Origin of the sequence: Streptococcus oralis (assembly GCF_026782085.1) — a bacterium.
GTDB classification, from domain to species: domain Bacteria; phylum Bacillota; class Bacilli; order Lactobacillales; family Streptococcaceae; genus Streptococcus; species Streptococcus oralis_DA.
Genome location: NZ_JAKUVW010000004.1, coordinates 561,956 through 580,644 on the forward strand (window position 1 = coordinate 561,956; position 18,689 = coordinate 580,644).

Sequence of the window (18,689 nt, forward strand, 5' to 3'; positions counted from 1 at the left end):
TCTAATCGATCCGTGGCATAACCACCGTCAAAATACCCTTCTGCAACATTTCGGCAAGAGGTTGCTCTTTGAAAGTGTAGCCCTCAGATGGTTGCATTTGGAATTTCAGAATTGTAGGTGTTTCCTTCGGCCATTTCGGATTCGTATCGTATGGATAAGGCATCGATACCATATCGCCATTCACATAACGACGGTCTTTTACAAGGGGCTTGATGAACTGCGCAACCTTGCTATAAGTGTTTGTTGGCATTCCACCGTTTTGACCAATCGCAAGCGCAATGAGAACCTCAGTAATTGCTGATACGCTATCGATGTTCTCTTTGTTCGCTGAAAGGTCAGTCTTAGCTTTGGCCAAGGATTGAACAGCTTGTTCAATCTCAGCTTGTGCCTTCACAATTGCTGAGCCTGGGTCCAACTCGGATTTCAGGATATCCAATACTGCTTGAATCAAGACATCCTCTTGCTCATTCGTACGGTCTCCTGCAAGTTCGCGCAGGTTCGTACTGTATCGACTGCCTTCCGAGAGACGGATTTCAACCACGGTCTTTAGGTTATCCCCAAAGCCTCGTGTGTAAGGTTTGCCTGCTAGTTCATAGTTATTGATTGCCATTTACAATTTTTCCTTTCACTTCTTCAAATTTAGCTTTGAGTTTTTCATCTGATTCGATGATTTGCTTCATCTGCTCAAGCTCCATCGCAGTTACTGTGTATAGAGCTTCGAGCGTAGCTGATTGAGTTGCCTCATTACCGACCTTCTCACCTAACGATTTGATCGCTAAATTGCTGATTTGTTTGTCTTGTTCATTCATGCTGTTTTCTCCAATTTCTGTATTTTTTGATTTAGTTCTTGAATGGCCTTGATTAAGTAAGGCACCAATTCAAATGTGCGATACGAGTATGCCCCGTCTGGATTCTCATAAAATGCTTCAGGAACATATTTCTGGACATCCTGCGCCATAATACCGCAAGAGATATCTTCGATTTTGCCATCGTATTCTTTGCGATAACTGTAGGTCTTGAGTTGCTCGATGATATCAAGGCCGGAAACTGTACTAGCTTCGATATTGTGCTTGTACCTGCGGTCTGAAATCTCCTTGTTCATCGGAATCCAGTCGTAGCTTGAATTAGCGCGATAGAGATACAGATAATTATTTGAAGGTGCGATACTTGAATACTCTGGCGATGAAATCCAGTAGGCCCACAATCCTGATTCCTTAGCGTAGTAAATATTACCTGTTACTTGAAGATTACCGTGAATAATTGGGGTGTCCCAGAATTCAGCACGGCTGTAGCAAAACATTCGACCATTTTGCCTTACAAACCAAGCGTCATTCCCAGGGCTCCCCCAATTATCGCCCCAATTCACCCAAAGAGCAGTTCGAGTCCAATTAGTATTATTACTACCGCTGCTCATTCCGACAGAGAACTGGTTCTGGCCAGTCAACCAATAAGCAGACGGGTCTTTGTCATGCGTACCGATTTGGAAGCCACCGATTCGACCCTTGAAACCTTCAAATAAAGTCGCAGACACTACAACAGACCGAAGTTTATTGATAAAGGCTTCTTTAGCAGCAAGCGTATCCGTGAAGATATCGCTCGAAACAAACATTCTAGCCATTGCTTGGTCCATGACCAATTTATCAGCTGTGATAGTATTCGCTCCGATAATCTCAGCATTCAACTTGGCAAAGTTGCCTTCACCGACAAACAGACGTTTGAAATATCCATCAATAGCCGTGAGTTCGTCCAGCAAGGTCTTACCTTTCAAACGAATTTTCTCAGCTTCAATCAATATCTGATTATTCGTCGCATTGATTTGCGAGACGATTGAGCCTGCGCTGGTCAGGTTTTGAATTGCCCATGAGCCAGCAAGCTGATTTTGAACTGTACGAACAGCTTCAGCTGTTTCCATAGTTGCATCTTCGGGAGCTGGTTGCCAGAGACGGTCATTTGAGCCTTCGTAAAAATCAAGCTCAGTCATGAACAGACCGCCCCATTTGTTAGGATTGTTTCGGTCGTACTCGAATTGCAAATAACCATCATCGAAGTCACCAACATTGAACTTGAATGTCTTCTTTATCGCCTTTGTATTGTCAAAAACTGGCCCGTTTGTCCATTTTGGACTACCGTTAAAAACAAGTTGGCTTACGTCGTAATTGGCAGTTGAGTCTTTTTTGCGTTTACAAAAATATACTCTAAAATATTTTGAGTTGTTATCAAAAGCTAAAATATTGAAAATGTAGTCTGTATTTCGTTTGACAATGAACCGTGGACTTTTAACAACTGCGCCTGGTCTCAATTCAAACATGCGCTTCTGTCCGTTAAAATAGAATCCGTGCGATGTGAAACCCAATCGACCATTCGCTTCAGACCAGTATTTCAATCCGTCATCTGCCCTCGAATTTCGGAGCATATTAGGACCGCCAACGTTGGCATACTTGCCGACTTCAACTTGAAAGAGTTGGCTAGTCATGGCCATACGTGAGACTTTTTCAGCGATGTCAGACTCGCTACGACCAATTATTCTCTCATAAAGCTGATTGGTTTCTTTCACTCTCTGAAATTCGACGAGGTCAGCCTTATTATCAAGCTGTCGTCTCACTTGCTCACTGATTTGCTTCGCTTCTTGAGCGAGTAAGCTGCTTGCACCAGCGTTTCTCAAGGCTTCATCTGCTTTTTGTCGAGCTTCACGCAAACCTACGCTATCAAAGTCACGAAAACGTTGGTCAATGGTCTCTGTTAGATTTTGCCTTACCTCTTCCGCTTTTGCTTTGGCAAGTTCAATCTGGTCATTAAAGTCATTCTTGATTTTCTCGACTTTCTTGTCAAAGCCTTTGTCTGCTTCTTCAATTTGGTTTTGAATTTGTTTCTCAAATTCGCTAAATTGCTCAATCTTCTTCGTGATCGTTCCTGCGTATGAATACTGCGCATCATTTCCGGATTTACTATCTGCGCTGATACGACCACGCAGACCGCCCTTAAATGTGAATGATTGGCTCAAAATAGGCGATTTGAACGTTTCACCCTTGTTCGTCTTGATGGTTACCCACTGACCAACATCGAGCAAAAGATGACCTTGGTAATTCAAATTAAAAGGGTAATAGCGAATGTCTTTGATTTTGTGGTAAAGATTATCCAACATCGATTGCGTCATCAAGTCATTTTCGATTTCAAGAGAGCGACCAGTACGCATACCGACCGTGATAGTCTCTTTATCTTTCTTGCAACTTATCCCTGCAATCTGGTATTGAACTTCACTTTTGGTCAAACCGTGCATGAAGTAGCTATCTGCCGTAATCGTGATGCCTGAGTCAAACAATCCTCGAATTTCAAGATTGCCGTCACGATTAAAGAAGCAAGAACGACCAAGGATTTGAGTCGCTAGCCCCAAAACATCCCGATAGGTCAATTTCTTGCCATCTGGTTTCTTATCGATGTAGTAAACTTGCCCAGTTAAATCCGTAGCATCAAAATACGCATCTTCTAGCTTAACGCCAGTCTGATTTGCAATCTCAGCCACGACCTTTTGGATAGGCGCTGGATAAGTCAAAGACGACTCATAAGGTCGATTTAACTTGAACATCCCGTCCATCAAATCAAGCGTAGTTGTGTTACGGTTTCGGTCGATTTCAATATCATTGATAAAGTATTCACCCATCTTCACCCATTCGTAGGTTTCGTCGACTAAAAGACCGATTTCAGGATAAACCTTATCTAGCTTATTGAAAGTTGTGATAATTCTTGTGAACGTAATCTTACCACTGCCAGCACACGTTCCACCCGGTTTATAAGCATCACCTTTGATATAGCCGTAGTCAAAATGAGCCTCTTTAATGTCACTGGATTGATACTGACCTACTCTGATAGCAAGAGTACGGCTTTTAGCAAACATAGCTTCATCAAATTTCTTACGTCTAAATATATCCATGCTCTAACCTACCTTTCTATCAGATTAAACTTTGCACCAGACCACGGTTTGAATTTGTCAGTAAATGAATAGCTCGGGGCCGTTCTGTCTCCAACGTAAAAAGTCCCTGTTGTCTGACCTCTTACTGGATCAGGATATGAAACTTCAAAAAAGACCGATGATACAGCATTTAAAAGCTGACTCATTTCATCTTGAGTCAGCATGCCCCATTCACAATCTAATTTTCGCTTGGTCGTGATACGATCACGAACCATGTCTCCGTTAGCATTTCGACCAGTCTCTCCATCGATGTCCTGAATACCGACTTGAAAAGATTTGGGAGGCTTAACAGCCACCCCATTGATAATTAAGCGTGCCATTTTACCTCCCTTTAAATGTTAAGCAAGACTTGTCCTGCACGTTCTTGTTCTCGATTGATTTCTTGGATAGCTACACGACCAAATTCGTGTCCGCCAACCATGATGACGATGTCACCACTACCGCTAAAGCCTCCAGATTGTGGTAAACCACCACCCAAGGCATTGACTACCGCACCACCTACGATGCGCCCCATAGTCTGTAAGAAACCAGTGTTCTCAAGTGGCATAACGACCTCTTTACCAGCTTCACCAATCATGGCTACGGTAGGACTATCAACGATACCACCACGGGCTAATCGAGGTAGACTTACATAGCCAACGCTTCCAAGAGATACGCCCGGAATCTTGTTGATTAAGCCGATAACGCCGTTAATCATGCCAATAAAACCATTGACCACGTTTTCGATCGTACCAAGAACCGCATTAACTGCGCTCTTGAATGCTCCACCTACTGCGCTACCGACCATTTGACCAGCATTCACGAAGATGTTCTTGACCGTGGTCCAAACACCGCTGAAGAAGCTTCCAATCGTGCTGAATGCGTTCTTAACCGCTTCAAATGCAGTCTTGAAGATATTCCCGAACCACGTTGCAACGTTTGAAAGCGCAGTCGTTACATCGTTCCAACGCTCACCGAACCAAGTGCCGATTGAAGAGAATACATTCGTTAGAGCGTTCCAAGCTTTCTGGAACATATCGCCAAACCATTTAGCTACGTCGGCTAGAACGGTTGTGATGTCGTTCCAGCGTTCTGAGAACCATTCGCCAATCGGTGTGAAGATAGCCACGATACCATCCCAAATTGCTTGGAAGATTGCTACAATCGTGTCCCAGATAACTTTTAAAACCGCTACTGTTAAATCTAGCAAAGCTGTGAGAAGCGTTGATAGGATGTTCATGATAGCATCGCCTGTTTCGGTGAAACCATCAAAAATCTTACTCATATCACTCGTAAGAATACCAGTGATGATATCAAACACACCCTTAAGGAAGTCCGCTATGCCCCCAAGTATATCAGCGACTGTATTGAATAATACACGGAAGACTTCTCCGATATATTCAAGAGTTGGAGCCAGAACTCTTGTTAATTGCTCGACGATAAAACCAATCACAGGACCTACATAAGCGTTAATGACTTGTGACATTTCTTGGAAGCTAGCGACCATGTCCAAAATCTTTTGAACAAATGGTGAAATGTGCTTACCGATTGTGTCTGAGAAACCTTGACCGATTTTCTGGATGACTGGTTGAATATGATTGTTCCAGCCTTTTACAAATACGCTAACAAAACCAGATATGGCCTTAGTTGATGACTCAATCGATGGACGAATGTAATTATCATACACACGACTGATTGAGTCTGACAGGTCATTGATTGCTTTTTCAGCACTCTCAAAAATTGGAGCGATACCTGTTAAGGCATTTGAAAAAGCCTCAGCAACGCCAGGCATGTTATCCGTAACAATCTGTTCAATACCTTGTAGTAGGTCACCGCCGAGTTTGAAACCAATCTCCACAATGCTAGCTTGAATAGCTAAAACAGCAGACACAATCGAGCTTCCAATACGAACAGCGCCAGTTGATGTTATGACGTCATAGAAGCCATCTGCAAATACCTGAGCGATGTTTCCAGCGGAGGCAAACATATTGCCCGTGTTCTCGAATTGAGCTACAAGCGAGCGAATAATACGCTCTTTTTGACGACCTAGGCCATTTGCAATGCTTTCAGCAAGAAAGACACCAATGCCGAATCCAACCGTGCCGATAGAGCCCGCAATCTGCCCTAGCGCATAAGCGATTTTCTCGGTCATGCCATTAAAGGCATTGACTACCCGTGGGTCAGTAGCAATTTCTTCAAGTGTAGTCTTGATTTGACCAAGACCAATCTTAATGCGTTCTAAACCTTCGGATCTGAATGCAGCAGAGAACCCTTTGCTAAATAGGTCAGATAGACCTTTCAGCTTACCTCCAAGACCATCAAAAATGCTCTTGAATTGGTTATCCATGTCGGTTAGTGCGACTTCTGGCAAAATGTCTTTAAAAGGTCCGCTTCCACCTTTTCCTTTCTTACCTTTGCCTTTACCACCGCCCCCAGAACCACCAGAACCTCCGTCGTCCGAATCATCCTTCTTGTTTAAAAGCGTGATTTCGTCAAAACCAGCTAACCCGAGCAGTTCTTTAACTGCTTTCTTGGCATTTTTGGCTGAATCTCCAAGGTTGTCAGCTAGACCGCCTGAAGCGTCGTCTGCATCACCCATAGCATCTGCGAGGTCGCCTGCGCCACCTGCTGCATCTTGTAAGGCTCCGTTCATATCGCCGACTGCGCCAGCCACACCGTCTTTTACAGTCGCTTTCTTGTTGAACATCAAAGCAATAAACTCAGCGAGTTTAGCCGTCACGTTCTTCAAGACCATAGCGAATGAATTCAAGACTGGCATGATAGCGTTGATAATCGGCAAGAATGCGTTACCTACGTTTAAAGCAGCATCCTTAAGCAATGATTTAAACAAGCTAATGCGCCCATTGACCGACTGTGACAAGGTCGTGCCATACTTAGCAGTAGCTTGTTCCAGGATAGCCATGAGACGGATTTGTTGCTGGGTCTGATAGTCAAGTTGATCCCAACTTTGGCCATTTGCAAAACGTTTGAACGCTTCAGTCGATTGAATCATGGCCACATTTACGTTGATTCCTAGATCTTCAATTGCTTCGGTGTTCCCTAGCAAACCTGAGCGAATACGCTCCATGACGTCTGTAATGCTACGGCCTGAGCCTTCTGCTACAACTGCAGATGTCTGAAGCATCTTAGCAGTATATGCACTCAGCTTGTTTGAATCTTTGATGAAACCCGAAAATAAGTTTGAATATACCGCCCCGTATTTCGTAGCTTCACCAACACCCATGTTCATAGCGTTTGCGTTGTCATTTACCCATTTTAAGAATGTCTGTGAGCTCTCGCCCATTTGACGTTTGATTTGGTTAATTGATGCTGTGACTTCAAGGGCCATCTGCGTTGAGTACATGCCAACATCAAGCAACTTCTTACCAAGATAAGCAAATCCAGCGAATTTGGCTAATTTACCAAAAACGCCAAGCATGGATCCAGATTGCGCCTTGATTTTGTCGGTTGATGACTGTACTTTGTTAGAGGCGTCTTTGACCTTGTTCTCGACTTCTTTCATTTTGTTCTTGAAAGGTGCGATTTCAGCATCAATCATAACCTTGAGCTCATCAAGAGTAACTCCCATCTATTCTCCTTTCATTTTCATTTTTCGATTGTGACTCTCAGCGAATGCGCGCATGCGTTCCTTATGCATCCTCATTTCTTGTTCTTGCCTTGCTCTTTCGACTTGTTCTCTCTCTTCCTGGAATAATTCAGGCGCATAGTCCCAAACCTCAAGTGGCTTGGCATCTTTTGAAAGCAACAAGGATACATTATTTGCTATCATCTGCGAAAGTCTGTAAGATTCAACTATTTTTTCTTTTTGTTTTTGGATCGTGACACGATTATAGCTTTCAATCATTTCTCTGATTTCAAGTACCGTCAAATCCCAAAAATCGAGGGGCCTACCCCCAATGTCCAAAAACATCGGATAAAGCCCCTCAACCATTTCTTTTACTGATGTAACTGCAGTCGATTCTACTCGACTACTTCCATTTTCGCTTTGGATTTCTTGGGAGCTTTCTTGTTTGCTTTCTCCCGTGGCATAAAACCCGATACTTGCAACATCGGCAAGATGACGTCTGCCATGAATGCTGCCTGATCCCCACTGTTATCAACATAATCGTCATATAGGTCAGATACATCTTCAAATGAGAGTCCATGCTCAAACTTTTGAAGTGCTCCATGAGTCAACAGCAACATGACTTTTAGAGGTGGCAAAGCAAAGGCTTCGCCCTCAGCGGGCATGAATACCTTGAGCAAGTTCACTCCGATTTTTTCTTCAACTTTGGTCGCTTGCAAAGATGTGAGGCGGAGTTTCAATTCCTTATCCTCACTAACTTTCCAAGTTGCGTATGGTAGAGCCATCTATTAACCTCCAATTCCATCAACAAATGTCAATTCAGACTGCAATGCAATCTTGAGTGTGAATTCGATAACAGAGTTCACTCCGCCACCGCCCAATTTAACGGATACTTGACCTTCAAAAGTAACCTTGGTATTGTCTGGGTATGTTTGCTCAAAGTAGAGCTTCTCCTTGTTGTCTGCAGCATTACGCAAGACACGATAAGGTGAAGTGGCAGTTGTGTTATCATAAGCGAACTTGTACTCAAGCTCCCCAGCATCACCAATACCAAATTCATATTTTTTAACCTTGTCTGCAAGAGTCGTATTCTCGACTTTTTCAGGTTCAATACCAAATTCAGGCACTTCTTTCAAACCTACAAGATTTTGATAATCGCCTTTAGTTTTACTAAAAGCAAGCTTAATTCCGTTTGCTAACATGTATTAATTCTCCATTCTATACTGATAAACCAATTGTGAATTCAGGTCAACGATTCCCTCAAAGCGCATCAACTTGTGACGCAAATGCGACGGATCAGGTACATCCTGACAATCTGTTCTTCGCAATCCTAAAGATGCGAAAATTTCATTGATTTTGACCGCTAAATCGCTGGTGCTATCTTTGTCAAAGATATCCACTTTGTAGCGAATATGCGACTTCTTCTCCTGGTCATCGAACCATTCACCCGGTTTATTCTGTTCTTCCAAAAAAATGACGACTGGAACGTTCTCCCAGTCGCTCGGATACGTATCGGTCACATTATCTGCGACCTTTTGCAATTCTTTGTAAATTACAGGCTTAATATTAATCATTTTATCTGTTCTCTTATCTTTCTACTAACGAATTTTGAAATGTTACTAGATACACGGTCATGGTTATCTTTCAAAGCAGGATACAAGTAAGGTTGCGCAGGTTGACCATACATCTTATAGAACTCACCTCTTTTTGCAAAGTGGTAAGGTCCTACGTTGATTTGGTCTTCATGCACGTACCAAGGACTAGACCGATAAGATACGCTTACTTCTGGTGATATGCCTGAGTGGTTCTCTTGCCCTTTCGGACCAGTTCCAAGTTCGACGTAGGCGCCATGGTCTGAGTTTGTAAAGATTTCACTAGATATCTTGTTTCCGTTCACTTTTAACCGAACTCTGATGCTATTTCTCAACTCACCCTCATTTGCTGGTGCCCTGAGTTTCGCTTCGGGTTGTACGATTGTTTTACCAGCATGCAAGACCGCTTGTCCTACAAACTCATTAGTCCTCGCTCCGTATAACTTACGACACTTAGCGATTAAGCTATCTGCTCCGATTAAACCTGACACGTTCTAACTCCAAAACTTGATGATGACTGTATACTTTCTTTGAGATAACCCGATGTGTGACATCTGTCTTGCTATCGATACAGACACCATCTTTCACGTTGATATTCGCATCGTTGATCGCATTCGCATTTAGGATATCATTGACTCGGTTACCGTAAATCTCAGATTGTAGATTGCTACTAGCTGGCCACAATTCAAGTCTTACTTCTTCAACCTCATCCGCATATCCTTCTTTAGCGACTCCCTCATTCGTAACGGTTTTTTTGAATCGTCTGAGGTTATATGGTTTCAGTCTATTCCTTTTCAAAAACATGACCTGCAACCCTCGCTAATCGATGCATCCGAATGCGCTGTAAAAGACCCGTAGACAAGCCTGACTCTGCATAGGTTACAGAGATACCACCCTCGCTCCTAGATTGCTCTCCTTCGCTTCCTGTGCGATTGTAGAGCTCGATTGCAAGTTCAGGTAGTAGTCTGTCGAGCGCTGGAGTCAGCTTCTCTCGGTTCGTTTCAGATAAAATGATGTTTTCAGCCCTTAAAAGTAAAGACGAGAGGACTGTTCCGTCACTCTCGCCTGTTAGTGTTTTTAATTCTTCAAATTCCATAAGACCTCCTAATCGTAAGGAGTCGTCTCGTCTCCTTGGGTTTCGACTTCGTCAATGATCTCGACAACCTCTGCGATATCGACTGAGAACTCACTCTTGAGATTGTGCGACAATTCGTTGTAACGCTCGTCTGTCATCTCAAAGATATCATTCTCATGTCGAACTACTTGCGCTTGCCAATCATTGAAGGTTCGTTTTACTCTGACTTTCATAGATCAGGCCTCGTTATTTAACCTTCCAGTTAGCTGAGTCAGAATCTGGTGCGTTGGTTGAGCTAGTGATTTCTTTGATTGCAACGTAGACTTTATCCTCGTGCGTTACTGTGTCACCTTCTTTGTAGGTTGTTCCAGCCTTCCACGCTTTAGCACGGTTTACTGTCTTTCCTTGGGCTGATTTTTTAGCAGCAGGTTTAGTATCTGCAATTGTGATGATGTATTTTTGGAAGTGTTCAAGAACATACGCTCCAGTGTAGAGCAATTGTTCTACCAATTCACCAAATCGACCAGGTACGTTGTTGTTGTACTTAGTGTTATCAATTTGAATTGGCGATGTCACTACGCCAGGTGCAGCAGCAAGGGCATTTACATTTGGCAAGAATTTAGAAGGAACTTTATAGACTGTGTAGTCATCCAATTCACCAACATATCCTTTGCCAAGGACTTTCTTATCTGCATCCCCTTGTGGCAAGCGTACAATTTCGGACTTGATAGCTTTGTAGAAACTTGGAGTTACAAAGAGCAAGCGTTCTTTTGTGATTCCAAGTTCATCCAATTTCTCAGACACATCAAGAACCGCATTGTAAGCGTTGTTTGCGCCTTTATCTTTGCCCATAACCACGTTATCGCTTACGTTTCCAAGCGCTGCACCAAAACGTAGTTCATCAAGATATGGAGCGATTACTTTAGCAGCTTGACGAGCAATCACATACTCAATATTTACTTGACCGTTTGAGTCACGTTCATCCAACTGGTCAACGAAACGGCCCCAATATTTTTCTTCTTCAAGGGTGTATACCTTTTCTTCTGTTTCAACATTGTCAAATTTATTCACTTGGTTACGTTTGTAGTCTTTCAACTCAGTTGTGTCACCAGTTGCAACTGTGAAAGAGCGACCGTTTAGAGTTACTGCTTCACTTGGTGTCAAGAGTGGTGTTGCGTATGAATTAACCGCAAGGACATCCTCGATAATTCCAAGGTGGCGCTTGCGTGATTCTGCTGTGTTTAATGCTTCAAATGCCATTTATTTTTTACCTCATTTTTTATATTTTTAGCGCAAAAAGTCCTGTTTCCATTTTTCAGTGACTTCTTGCTGATTTGCTGGCGCAGTCTTAATAGGTGCGCTACCCTTCATGCGGTCAGATACACCTTTTTGGACTGCATCCTCCCACGTTTTCTGAATGCTTGCGACTGATTCAGTCACGGCTTCAGCGTTTGACAAATCAACCACGGATACTAATTCGACTGGTAAGCCACGTTCACTTAACATTGCCTTAGCTTCTGCGGTCAATTCCTTGCGAGCAATCGCTTGTTCACGATTAGCTAATTCTTGCTCACGCTGATCTAACTGATATTTCTGTTTCTCGTCAGCGTTCATTTTGGCAAGCTTCTTAGCTTCGTTTTCCTTGGCTTCTTGCTCTGACTTCCACTTAGCAAATTTCTTGTCGATGATAGCATCGACTTCTGCGTCTGTGTACTTCTTCTCGTCTTGCGGTTGTGGTGTAGGTCCTGCAGGCACCTTTTGTTCTTCAACCGTTTCGACCGTTTGTGTTTCTTCGTTCATTGCGAACCTCCTATTTTTAAAGTCGTCCCCGACTGTATTTTCCATAGCTTTTTAGTGTCTTCAATGCTTGGACAATAACGCGCACCGGTGGACTCGAACCACCCGCCAGATTTCAAGACTCGAACTTGGTTAACCCGTGAGATAGGATCGAACTATCTCCCCTTCGTGCGCATAAAAACCGTACGGGATTCCATACGGTTAGGTTTTATAGTTTAATTTCTTCAATTTCTGCACGTTGTTCTAGAATTTTTAAATAATTCCACATAGTCGAACGCTGGCCTTTTAACAAATCGATAGGACATTTAGGTTCAAACTCTAGTTGCCCTTTTTCGTATTGGCCAATCATCATGTCTAACTTTTGAAATCGTTCTCTCAATTCGTAGTATTCTTTTTTAAATCGTTCTTTCCAAGGTTCCTTTTTTTCTGTTCCTTTCTTAAATATAAAAACCGCCTCGAATTCGACACGGTTTATAGCAATTTACAGTAATTTATAGCAGTCTATTCCTGCCTGTCAAGATTCTGGATCACCTACTTTCTGTTTTTGAAACCTGTTAAAATCGCAAGAATAGTTCCTGCAATTAAAACGAATAACCAAAAGAATACCAACCACCCGAAAGCGATTGCTATCCATTCCCAAATGAACATAGTTTACTCCTTTCTAAGCATTCTCTTGAGGCTTGGCATTCTTTTCTACCCATTTTTTGAAATCATCAAAAGCATTCATGTTTTTAAGAGACAAATACTTTTCAACTTCTTCAATGGCTTCCTCAACTTTAGTGTCATGAAAACAGTAACCGTTACCCGATAAATCAAAAATTTTATTTTGGTTTTTCTTATCGACAATCCATAAATGTTTTCCAGTCCATGCACTCTGCGGATCATAACATTTCTTCGATTGTATCTCGAGACCGTTATTTTCAATCAATTCTATCAACTTTTTGTACTTATTCATCAAATTCTCCTTTCTGGTCTGAGCACGAAAAAAGCACTTAGAATTTCTAAATGCTTTCTTTTTTTGTCATGTTGATAATTTCTTTTAAGGTTGGTTTAGTTTTTCTAATTCTATCCCATGACCTCATTTTTAAGAATGTAGGTAAATAAATACCATTTATTTTTGGCATTTCTTTAGATAAGTTATAATCTTTTTTGATTTTTTCCTTGTTATTTTTTACAAATTCGTTATCAGGTAAACAATAAAAGATACCCTCACCAAAATACCTCAAATCTTCATCAGATATTTCAATAAGTTCTTCTGGTTTTACAAAAATAGATCTATTCACTCTATCTTCGCCCTTAGAAAAAATCTTTTGTACAAAATCTTTATCAAGACCCATTTTCTAGCACCTCCAAACCATAAACTAGTAGACCGTCTTCTGTTTCTTTTTTAGAAATAACGTTATATTTCAAGTTAGGTTTCATCAGATATTCTTTTTCAGGGTTGAAATCTGACAATTCAGCGATATAAGCCCCTGTCTTCTGTCCTTTCTTAACAGTAACCTCAAATAGAATATTTGCACCGTCACCGTCAATAGCGAACTCTCTAGCATAATTCTTATCCAAACTAAACGAAGTGAACGACTTGTCCAAAGTAAGTTTTTGTCCAACCTCTAAATCCATATACCCCAAATCTTCTCCTAAAGCAGAAACAGAGCCAGTACCTCTGAAAACTTTAAACGATTTTTCAGGGGCAAAATCTGACAAAGCTTTTTCAAGGAAAGGTATTTTAGTATTTGCTTCTCTAACTCGTTCCAAAGCAAGGTTTAAATCGGCTTCACCGTGTTCTTCTAACCAAAATTCTTCACTAAGCTTAAATGCTTTATCAATTCCAAAGCGTTTAATATTATTAAAGTTGTGGTAATCACTTTTAGTGTAAGTATAAATAGCGTTCTTTTCTTCATCTGTAAGTTCATTATACCACTTCTGATAAGATTTTTGTTTCTTAAAGAAGTCGTCTATTTCATTTGGTTTATCAGCTACAAAAACCTTGTCAGCCACTTCTGACTTAGATTCCTTAACAACTTCCTTACCGTCCACATACTTGCTATACCATTCGTCATAACTCATATCAGCAGGTACTAGCTCGGTCTTACCTGTTTCAGGATTTCTCGCTCGTCGCTCTAGTTTGCTGTAATCTGCGTCCTCGTCGTGCGCGATAGTCGTAGACCTACACCACGGATGCAGAGGTGGATAGTTCACACCAGGAACAGCCTTGTCCGTATCATAGACCTTGTTGTCATGCTCTTGACAGATGTGTGACGTCCGTCTGTCCAATACTGCCACAAATTTGTATTTTATGATTTCGGCATCTTCGTAGCTTAGCAGTTCCATCTGGTTGTGAAAGAACGCTGACTCAGTACGAATTAAACGCCTTGCGTTGTTTTGACCTACTCCGAACCGTTCAGCAATAGCTTGAGATGTGTCTCTTACGCTTCGACCAGTCATGAGACTCACTAGGAGCTCGTCTTTCACGCTTGAAGCGAGTGCCCCGGTATTTGACCATATCCTATCCGAATAGCCCTCTCCTGTCCATTTTAGCTCCCTCAGGCGCTTGATTTCGGTTTCAGGGAGATTGGAGAAACTATAAGCAAGTCCTGTCTGTTGTTGTAAGTCAAATGTAGCCTTATAATAGCTATCTTTCATCAAGTCGCTATAAAAGGTATCTGATCCTACCTTCTCAGAATGATAGATCGACTCACGCATGCGGTCTAAATCGTCGTTCAAACGCTCTAGTCGCTTCATGCGATAAGCATAGGCTGGACTGTCTAAATCAGCAAGCAGTCGTTGAATATTCGGGTCATTTGGTCGAGCTTCAAGAACCTTACGAAGTTCGTTCAGATCCTTTTGGTCTTTCATATTCTTTAGGACCTGACGAGCATCACGCTCGCTCAATCCATAATCACGCTGGAATTTATCAAAGACCTTGTTGATTTGCTTGTCTAAATATGTTTTAGACTGCCTGTAAATCTCGTCAAACTTGTCCGCTTGCTTTTCGGCCTTGTCCATCTGCTCATAGATGAGATTAGCCTTTCTCTTGGTCCAATACTCCTCGTTCTTCATCTGTCACCTCTTCGTCTGGCTTCGTGTTCGCTTGATTAAAGAACGGCACACGGTCCTTATTCTTTTCTTTCTCTTCCTCAAGACTTTCAAGTTCAGCATCAGGATCTTCAACGAATGGCAAGAGAGAAATAAGCTGACGAAGTGAGACTTTGCCTTCAAGATTATTGATAATCTGCGACAATTCGAGCAAGTTCTTAGGTAATCCACGGCTAAACTGTGGCACGATTGAATGTGCTTCAAGAGCAATCTGCTGCATACCCAAATAGTGAGCGAAGATAGCAATCCGCTGTCTAAGACCTCGCTTGTAATTCGCTTCTTTCGTCTTAGTTATCATTTCAAGACCTAGTAGCTTGAATTCCATGGCTACGCCTGAGCTATTGCCTGCGAAGTTCTTATCTGTTAAATTCGGCACATGGCTGAATGTGTAGACGTCTTCTTTCAAGGCCTTGCGCAAGATTTCAGTTGCGTTCTCGTCCAAAGCATTTTTCAAGAAATCAGCCTTGGCATCTGCCGGCAATTCCAAAAGCCCCTCTTCAGCAAGGATACTCATTGCTTCCCTGGCATCTTCCAGATTGTCAGCCAACTGCGCACCGTACAATACGAGAATAGACTCAACCGCTTGTTCTTTGTCGTTGACACGATTTCCCATCAACGAGTTATAAGCATCAATCAAGCTGATCTGTTGCTCGTAGTCACCAATCGCAAAGTGATTATTTCGGTACTCGATGATTGGGATTTGGCCGAGATTATGTTCTTCTACTTGCTCGTTCCGTGTTGTCCCCATACTCGAATCACGCAGCACGATGTGATAGTGCAGGTTCTGAGTAAAGACTTCGGCTTGATACTTAGTCGTATCTTTCGTGTCATCTTTAATTTCGTAGTAGTAGACCGCAAACAAAGCCTTGCGTTCGATACTATCATCGTATACAAGAAATACATTCTCAGGATCTACACTGGTCGAATCAAGCTCGGTCAGTCCCTCTTTGGCGTAGATGTATTCATAAGCACGTCCATAGATAGCCATATTCAAAGCATTCTGCGCATCCACTTGGTCTATTTCAGCACCATCGAAAGCCTCAAGCAAAGGCTCGAGGTCGCTCTCAGCAGTGTTGTTATACTTGATAGGATTGCCCATGAAATATCCCGTAGATGTGTCTGCAATGTCCTTAGCGTGATTAGCTACCGTCTTGTAATTTGGAGCTTTCTGATTTCTTCTCGTATGATTCAAAATAGCATGCTCACCCAAGTAGTATTTCTTCAAATCACGCAAGCGACTGCGTTCTTGTGTGTGTTTGCGAATCAGCTTGTAAATCAATTCTTTACTCAAAGCTGTTTCATCGTATCCATCCCGTGGATAAGTTAAAATCTGATACATTTAATTCCTTTCTATAAACCGTATTGTGAACGTCTGCGGACGGTTGCTTTCCCACCTTCGATACATTGAAGGCTATATCGCAACGCATCCATCAAGTGGTTATTCTTATCTTCTGGTTTGTTCAACCAATTACCTTCTTTGTCCCGCTGGTAGCAGTAACTATAAAATTCATCCATGATATGTTCACAACTCGGATGTACATAAATAGCGTATCCTTGCAATTTGGACACGCCTGCCATGATACTATCCTTTCCCTTTCTACTCTCTTTAATTCGAGATATGCCGTGTTCTGACCTAAGTTCTTCAATTAATCGAGATTCAGCGCTATCTGCGATAATTGTCGAGCGATGATAACCTTTATCCTTTATCATCTTAGCGACTTCCTTGGTTATCAGACCGACTCTGTACGCTTCGTCAAAGATATGTATCTCTTTTGTCGTGTCGTTTATCAGCGAACAACACAAAGCAGTTGGATCATGAGTAAAACCAAAGTCAAGCCCGATGCACAACTTGTTAGCAGGATTCTGCAATAGCTCATCTTTGTCAAAGTCTTTGACGGTCACATTATTGTAGATTAGCCCTTCAGCAACTCCCCATTCACCGTCACAAACGATTCTTGCACGCCTTGGATTCGTGTGATACAGATCCTCATAACGCTTGATATCGACTTCATCCAGCCACTCATTGCATTTATAAGTTGTCGTAGTAGCGAACGTATCAGCTCGTCTAGTTTCCTCGTCAAAAAAGACACGTTTAAGCCAATGCCTCTCGTTCCACGGGTTGAATGTGACCGTGATTTGTTTAAAGAAATCAGGTACGTCTAAACTACCACGAATAGACTCAACAACTGTACTAAACTTATCTTCAGTTTCGATTTGATACGCTTCCTCGAACCACGCCCAGCAAAGAATCCCCACATCGACTGTGATAGATGTGATTTTCAGTTCATCATCCAAACCACGAAACAAAATCTTTTGGCCTGTTTCTTTCACGGTGATTTCAGGCAATGACTCGTTGAATTTGAATTTATGGGCGACCTTTAGCTGGTTAGCTGCCCACTTAAAATCTGTATAAGTCGATTGCTTGTTCGTATTTGAATACCTACGAATGACAAGCAAGTTAGCCCAGGGATATTTCAAAAGACGGATAACATAGTTCAAAGCAGTCGTCTTTGACTTCTTCGAACCACGGGAACCCTTGACAACTCGATACAAGTTTCTCGAACGCCAGAACTGGCCGTATCCACCGCCTACTGTCTTGGGTAAGTCAACGACAATATCATTCTGTTTAATCTGGTATGTCTGACTCATTCGCAAACACCACCGTTCCAGAAATGTCTATTTCAGATTTATCCGTCCAAAGTCTATGACGTTTACCTAGAAGTTCAGCAGCTTTAATTCTATCTTTAGCTCCGACATCGATATCAATAACTTGTTGACCAAGTTCACCGATACTACATAGAGTCTGTTCTTGAGTCTCCCCTCGCATGACTGAAGTGAGATAACCAAGAACCTCTTTTTGGTCAGCAATCTTCTCAGAATCAAGCTGTTTCAGTCGTTCATCTATATAGGTTTTAATCTTAGGATTCTTTAGTAACTTATGTCCTTCGACACCCGCTACCCTATCACTAGAAGCGCGATAACCCGCTTTCTTATAAGATTCCGTCGCATTACCTGAGATGATGTACTCATCTGCAAATCTCTTTTGTTTTATCGTTAATTCATTCAATTTTCCATCACCTCCATTCGAAAAATCAAAAAAGCCACTCGATGAGTGACTGTATGCGGTAAGTGGGTGCCTCCCCCACCAGAGCCTTATATAGCGCTACTTTATCTCTGTCCTACAGGTTAATCAGCCTAAATCTAATTACCGCCCTGTACCCCTATTGTGATAGCTACTCACAGAGATACAATTGGAACGACAGGACTTGAACCTGCCTACATTTCAGACCCTTTATAGTCATATCGCTCCACCAACTGAGCTACGTTCCAACTACAAGGCGACTACTGACCTTGCAAACTGATAGATATTATATTTGTTTTTTATTTTTTTGTAGTCATTAACAACCTCTGAGGGAATCAAACCCTCTAGCTTATAACTTACCTAGAATATAAGTAGCTACGCAATCATGCAAGGTCTAGTCGCTCTGCAACCATTTGTAAGTTCAAAAAAATAACGACATCAAGGATTGAACCCAAAAAGACAAAGAGGAAATCACCGACTTATCCATGATGCCGTTACAGAAAGTTAAAGGAGTC

At 42.0% G+C, this 18,689-nt stretch carries 22 protein-coding genes and 1 tRNA gene; all 23 read right to left on the reverse strand.

Annotated features, from left to right (window positions below; translation table 11 throughout):
• Window position 1: 1 nt before the first annotated feature.
• Window positions 2-610: a hypothetical protein gene (locus tag MK395_RS04920; RefSeq protein ID WP_268711386.1), complete on the reverse strand. Its 609-nt coding sequence runs from the start codon at window positions 608-610 to the stop codon at window positions 2-4.
• Window positions 597-809 carry a hypothetical protein gene (locus MK395_RS04925; protein ID WP_268711387.1) on the reverse strand — a complete coding sequence of 71 codons (213 nt, stop codon included), beginning with the start codon at window positions 807-809 and terminating at the stop codon, window positions 597-599. Before MK395_RS04925 ends, MK395_RS04920 begins: the two co-directional genes overlap by 14 nt.
• On the reverse strand, window positions 806-3,928 hold the full coding sequence (locus tag MK395_RS04930; RefSeq protein WP_268711388.1) for a tail fiber domain-containing protein: 3,123 nt from the start codon (window positions 3,926-3,928) through the stop codon (window positions 806-808). Before MK395_RS04930 ends, MK395_RS04925 begins: the two co-directional genes overlap by 4 nt.
• A gap of 8 nt (window positions 3,929-3,936) precedes the next feature.
• Window positions 3,937-4,287 (reverse strand): DUF6711 family protein, encoded by a 351-nt coding sequence (locus MK395_RS04935; protein ID WP_268711389.1) that lies wholly within the window; start codon window positions 4,285-4,287, stop codon window positions 3,937-3,939.
• Window positions 4,288-4,298: 11 nt separating this feature from the next.
• Entirely contained in the window at window positions 4,299-7,535 is a 3,237-nt protein-coding gene (locus MK395_RS04940) for a phage tail protein (protein ID WP_268711390.1), read from the reverse strand.
• Window positions 7,536-7,877 carry a hypothetical protein gene (locus MK395_RS04945; protein WP_326845696.1) on the reverse strand — a complete coding sequence of 114 codons (342 nt, stop codon included), beginning with the start codon at window positions 7,875-7,877 and terminating at the stop codon, window positions 7,536-7,538.
• 50 nt (window positions 7,878-7,927) lie between these two features.
• Entirely contained in the window at window positions 7,928-8,317 is a 390-nt protein-coding gene (locus MK395_RS04950; RefSeq protein WP_268711392.1) for a DUF6096 family protein, read from the reverse strand.
• 3 nt (window positions 8,318-8,320) lie between these two features.
• The gene (locus MK395_RS04955) at window positions 8,321-8,734 is read right to left on the reverse strand and encodes a phage tail tube protein (protein ID WP_095725815.1); all 414 of its coding nucleotides are present in this window, start codon (window positions 8,732-8,734) and stop codon (window positions 8,321-8,323) included.
• Window positions 8,735-8,737: 3 nt separating this feature from the next.
• Entirely contained in the window at window positions 8,738-9,106 is a 369-nt protein-coding gene (locus tag MK395_RS04960) for a hypothetical protein (RefSeq protein WP_212576612.1), read from the reverse strand.
• Window positions 9,103-9,615, reverse strand: coding sequence for an HK97-gp10 family putative phage morphogenesis protein (locus MK395_RS04965; protein WP_268711393.1), 513 nt, complete (start codon window positions 9,613-9,615; stop codon window positions 9,103-9,105). The genes MK395_RS04960 and MK395_RS04965 overlap by 4 nt, the downstream gene beginning before the upstream one ends.
• A complete protein-coding gene (locus tag MK395_RS04970; protein WP_268711394.1) occupies window positions 9,590-9,928 on the reverse strand; it encodes a hypothetical protein in 339 nt (112 codons plus the stop codon). Before MK395_RS04970 ends, MK395_RS04965 begins: the two co-directional genes overlap by 26 nt.
• A complete protein-coding gene (locus MK395_RS04975) occupies window positions 9,909-10,220 on the reverse strand; it encodes a phage head-tail connector protein (protein ID WP_268711395.1) in 312 nt (103 codons plus the stop codon). Before MK395_RS04975 ends, MK395_RS04970 begins: the two co-directional genes overlap by 20 nt.
• Window positions 10,221-10,228: 8 nt before the next feature.
• A complete protein-coding gene (locus MK395_RS04980; RefSeq protein WP_268711396.1) occupies window positions 10,229-10,432 on the reverse strand; it encodes a hypothetical protein in 204 nt (67 codons plus the stop codon).
• 13 nt (window positions 10,433-10,445) lie between these two features.
• Window positions 10,446-11,459, reverse strand: coding sequence for a carbohydrate-binding protein (locus MK395_RS04985; RefSeq protein ID WP_268711397.1), 1,014 nt, complete (start codon window positions 11,457-11,459; stop codon window positions 10,446-10,448).
• Between the two features lie 27 nt (window positions 11,460-11,486).
• A complete protein-coding gene (locus MK395_RS04990) occupies window positions 11,487-11,999 on the reverse strand; it encodes a DUF4355 domain-containing protein (RefSeq protein WP_268711398.1) in 513 nt (170 codons plus the stop codon).
• A gap of 205 nt (window positions 12,000-12,204) precedes the next feature.
• Complete coding sequence (locus MK395_RS04995; RefSeq protein WP_412079853.1) at window positions 12,205-12,441, reverse strand: crAss001_48 related protein; 237 nt, start codon at window positions 12,439-12,441, stop codon at window positions 12,205-12,207.
• A 216-nt stretch (window positions 12,442-12,657) separates the two neighbouring features.
• Window positions 12,658-12,951: a hypothetical protein gene (locus MK395_RS05000; RefSeq protein ID WP_268711400.1), complete on the reverse strand. Its 294-nt coding sequence runs from the start codon at window positions 12,949-12,951 to the stop codon at window positions 12,658-12,660.
• Between the two features lie 46 nt (window positions 12,952-12,997).
• Window positions 12,998-13,333, reverse strand: coding sequence for a hypothetical protein (locus tag MK395_RS05005; protein WP_268711401.1), 336 nt, complete (start codon window positions 13,331-13,333; stop codon window positions 12,998-13,000).
• Window positions 13,323-15,056 carry a minor capsid protein gene (locus MK395_RS05010; protein WP_268711402.1) on the reverse strand — a complete coding sequence of 578 codons (1,734 nt, stop codon included), beginning with the start codon at window positions 15,054-15,056 and terminating at the stop codon, window positions 13,323-13,325. Before MK395_RS05010 ends, MK395_RS05005 begins: the two co-directional genes overlap by 11 nt.
• On the reverse strand, window positions 15,019-16,431 hold the full coding sequence (locus tag MK395_RS05015) for a phage portal protein (protein ID WP_268711403.1): 1,413 nt from the start codon (window positions 16,429-16,431) through the stop codon (window positions 15,019-15,021). The genes MK395_RS05010 and MK395_RS05015 overlap by 38 nt, the downstream gene beginning before the upstream one ends.
• Window positions 16,432-16,442: 11 nt before the next feature.
• Window positions 16,443-17,741, reverse strand: coding sequence for a PBSX family phage terminase large subunit (locus tag MK395_RS05020; RefSeq protein WP_268711404.1), 1,299 nt, complete (start codon window positions 17,739-17,741; stop codon window positions 16,443-16,445).
• On the reverse strand, window positions 17,719-18,159 hold the full coding sequence (locus MK395_RS05025) for a terminase small subunit (protein WP_268711405.1): 441 nt from the start codon (window positions 18,157-18,159) through the stop codon (window positions 17,719-17,721). The genes MK395_RS05020 and MK395_RS05025 overlap by 23 nt, the downstream gene beginning before the upstream one ends.
• Window positions 18,160-18,343: 184 nt before the next feature.
• Window positions 18,344-18,422 (reverse strand) — tRNA-OTHER (locus MK395_RS05030).
• Window positions 18,423-18,689: the final 267 nt, after the last annotated feature.

Bases quoted from the DNA above. Each gene is read 5' to 3' on its own strand.
- MK395_RS04935 (WP_268711389.1), bottom strand. From the start codon at position 4,287: ATGGCACGCTTAATTATCAATGGGGTGGCTGTTAAGCCTCCCAAATCT.
- MK395_RS04990 (WP_268711398.1), bottom strand. From the start codon at position 11,999: ATGAACGAAGAAACACAAACGGTCGAAACGGTTGAAGAACAAAAGGTG.
- MK395_RS05015 (WP_268711403.1), bottom strand. From the start codon at position 16,431: ATGTATCAGATTTTAACTTATCCACGGGATGGATACGATGAAACAGCT.
- MK395_RS05000 (WP_268711400.1), bottom strand. From the start codon at position 12,951: ATGAATAAGTACAAAAAGTTGATAGAATTGATTGAAAATAACGGTCTC.
- MK395_RS04985 (WP_268711397.1), bottom strand. From the start codon at position 11,459: ATGGCATTTGAAGCATTAAACACAGCAGAATCACGCAAGCGCCACCTT.
- MK395_RS04930 (WP_268711388.1), bottom strand. From the start codon at position 3,928: ATGGATATATTTAGACGTAAGAAATTTGATGAAGCTATGTTTGCTAAA.
- MK395_RS04950 (WP_268711392.1), bottom strand. From the start codon at position 8,317: ATGGCTCTACCATACGCAACTTGGAAAGTTAGTGAGGATAAGGAATTG.
- MK395_RS04975 (WP_268711395.1), bottom strand. From the start codon at position 10,220: ATGGAATTTGAAGAATTAAAAACACTAACAGGCGAGAGTGACGGAACA.
- MK395_RS04970 (WP_268711394.1), bottom strand. From the start codon at position 9,928: ATGTTTTTGAAAAGGAATAGACTGAAACCATATAACCTCAGACGATTC.
- MK395_RS05005 (WP_268711401.1), bottom strand. From the start codon at position 13,333: ATGGGTCTTGATAAAGATTTTGTACAAAAGATTTTTTCTAAGGGCGAA.
- MK395_RS04980 (WP_268711396.1), bottom strand. From the start codon at position 10,432: ATGAAAGTCAGAGTAAAACGAACCTTCAATGATTGGCAAGCGCAAGTA.
- MK395_RS04960 (WP_212576612.1), bottom strand. From the start codon at position 9,106: ATGATTAATATTAAGCCTGTAATTTACAAAGAATTGCAAAAGGTCGCA.
- MK395_RS04945 (WP_326845696.1), bottom strand. From the start codon at position 7,877: ATGTTTTTGGACATTGGGGGTAGGCCCCTCGATTTTTGGGATTTGACG.
- MK395_RS05010 (WP_268711402.1), bottom strand. From the start codon at position 15,056: ATGAAGAACGAGGAGTATTGGACCAAGAGAAAGGCTAATCTCATCTAT.
- MK395_RS04940 (WP_268711390.1), bottom strand. From the start codon at position 7,535: ATGGGAGTTACTCTTGATGAGCTCAAGGTTATGATTGATGCTGAAATC.
- MK395_RS04920 (WP_268711386.1), bottom strand. From the start codon at position 610: ATGGCAATCAATAACTATGAACTAGCAGGCAAACCTTACACACGAGGC.
- MK395_RS05020 (WP_268711404.1), bottom strand. From the start codon at position 17,741: ATGAGTCAGACATACCAGATTAAACAGAATGATATTGTCGTTGACTTA.
- MK395_RS04955 (WP_095725815.1), bottom strand. From the start codon at position 8,734: ATGTTAGCAAACGGAATTAAGCTTGCTTTTAGTAAAACTAAAGGCGAT.
- MK395_RS04925 (WP_268711387.1), bottom strand. From the start codon at position 809: ATGAATGAACAAGACAAACAAATCAGCAATTTAGCGATCAAATCGTTA.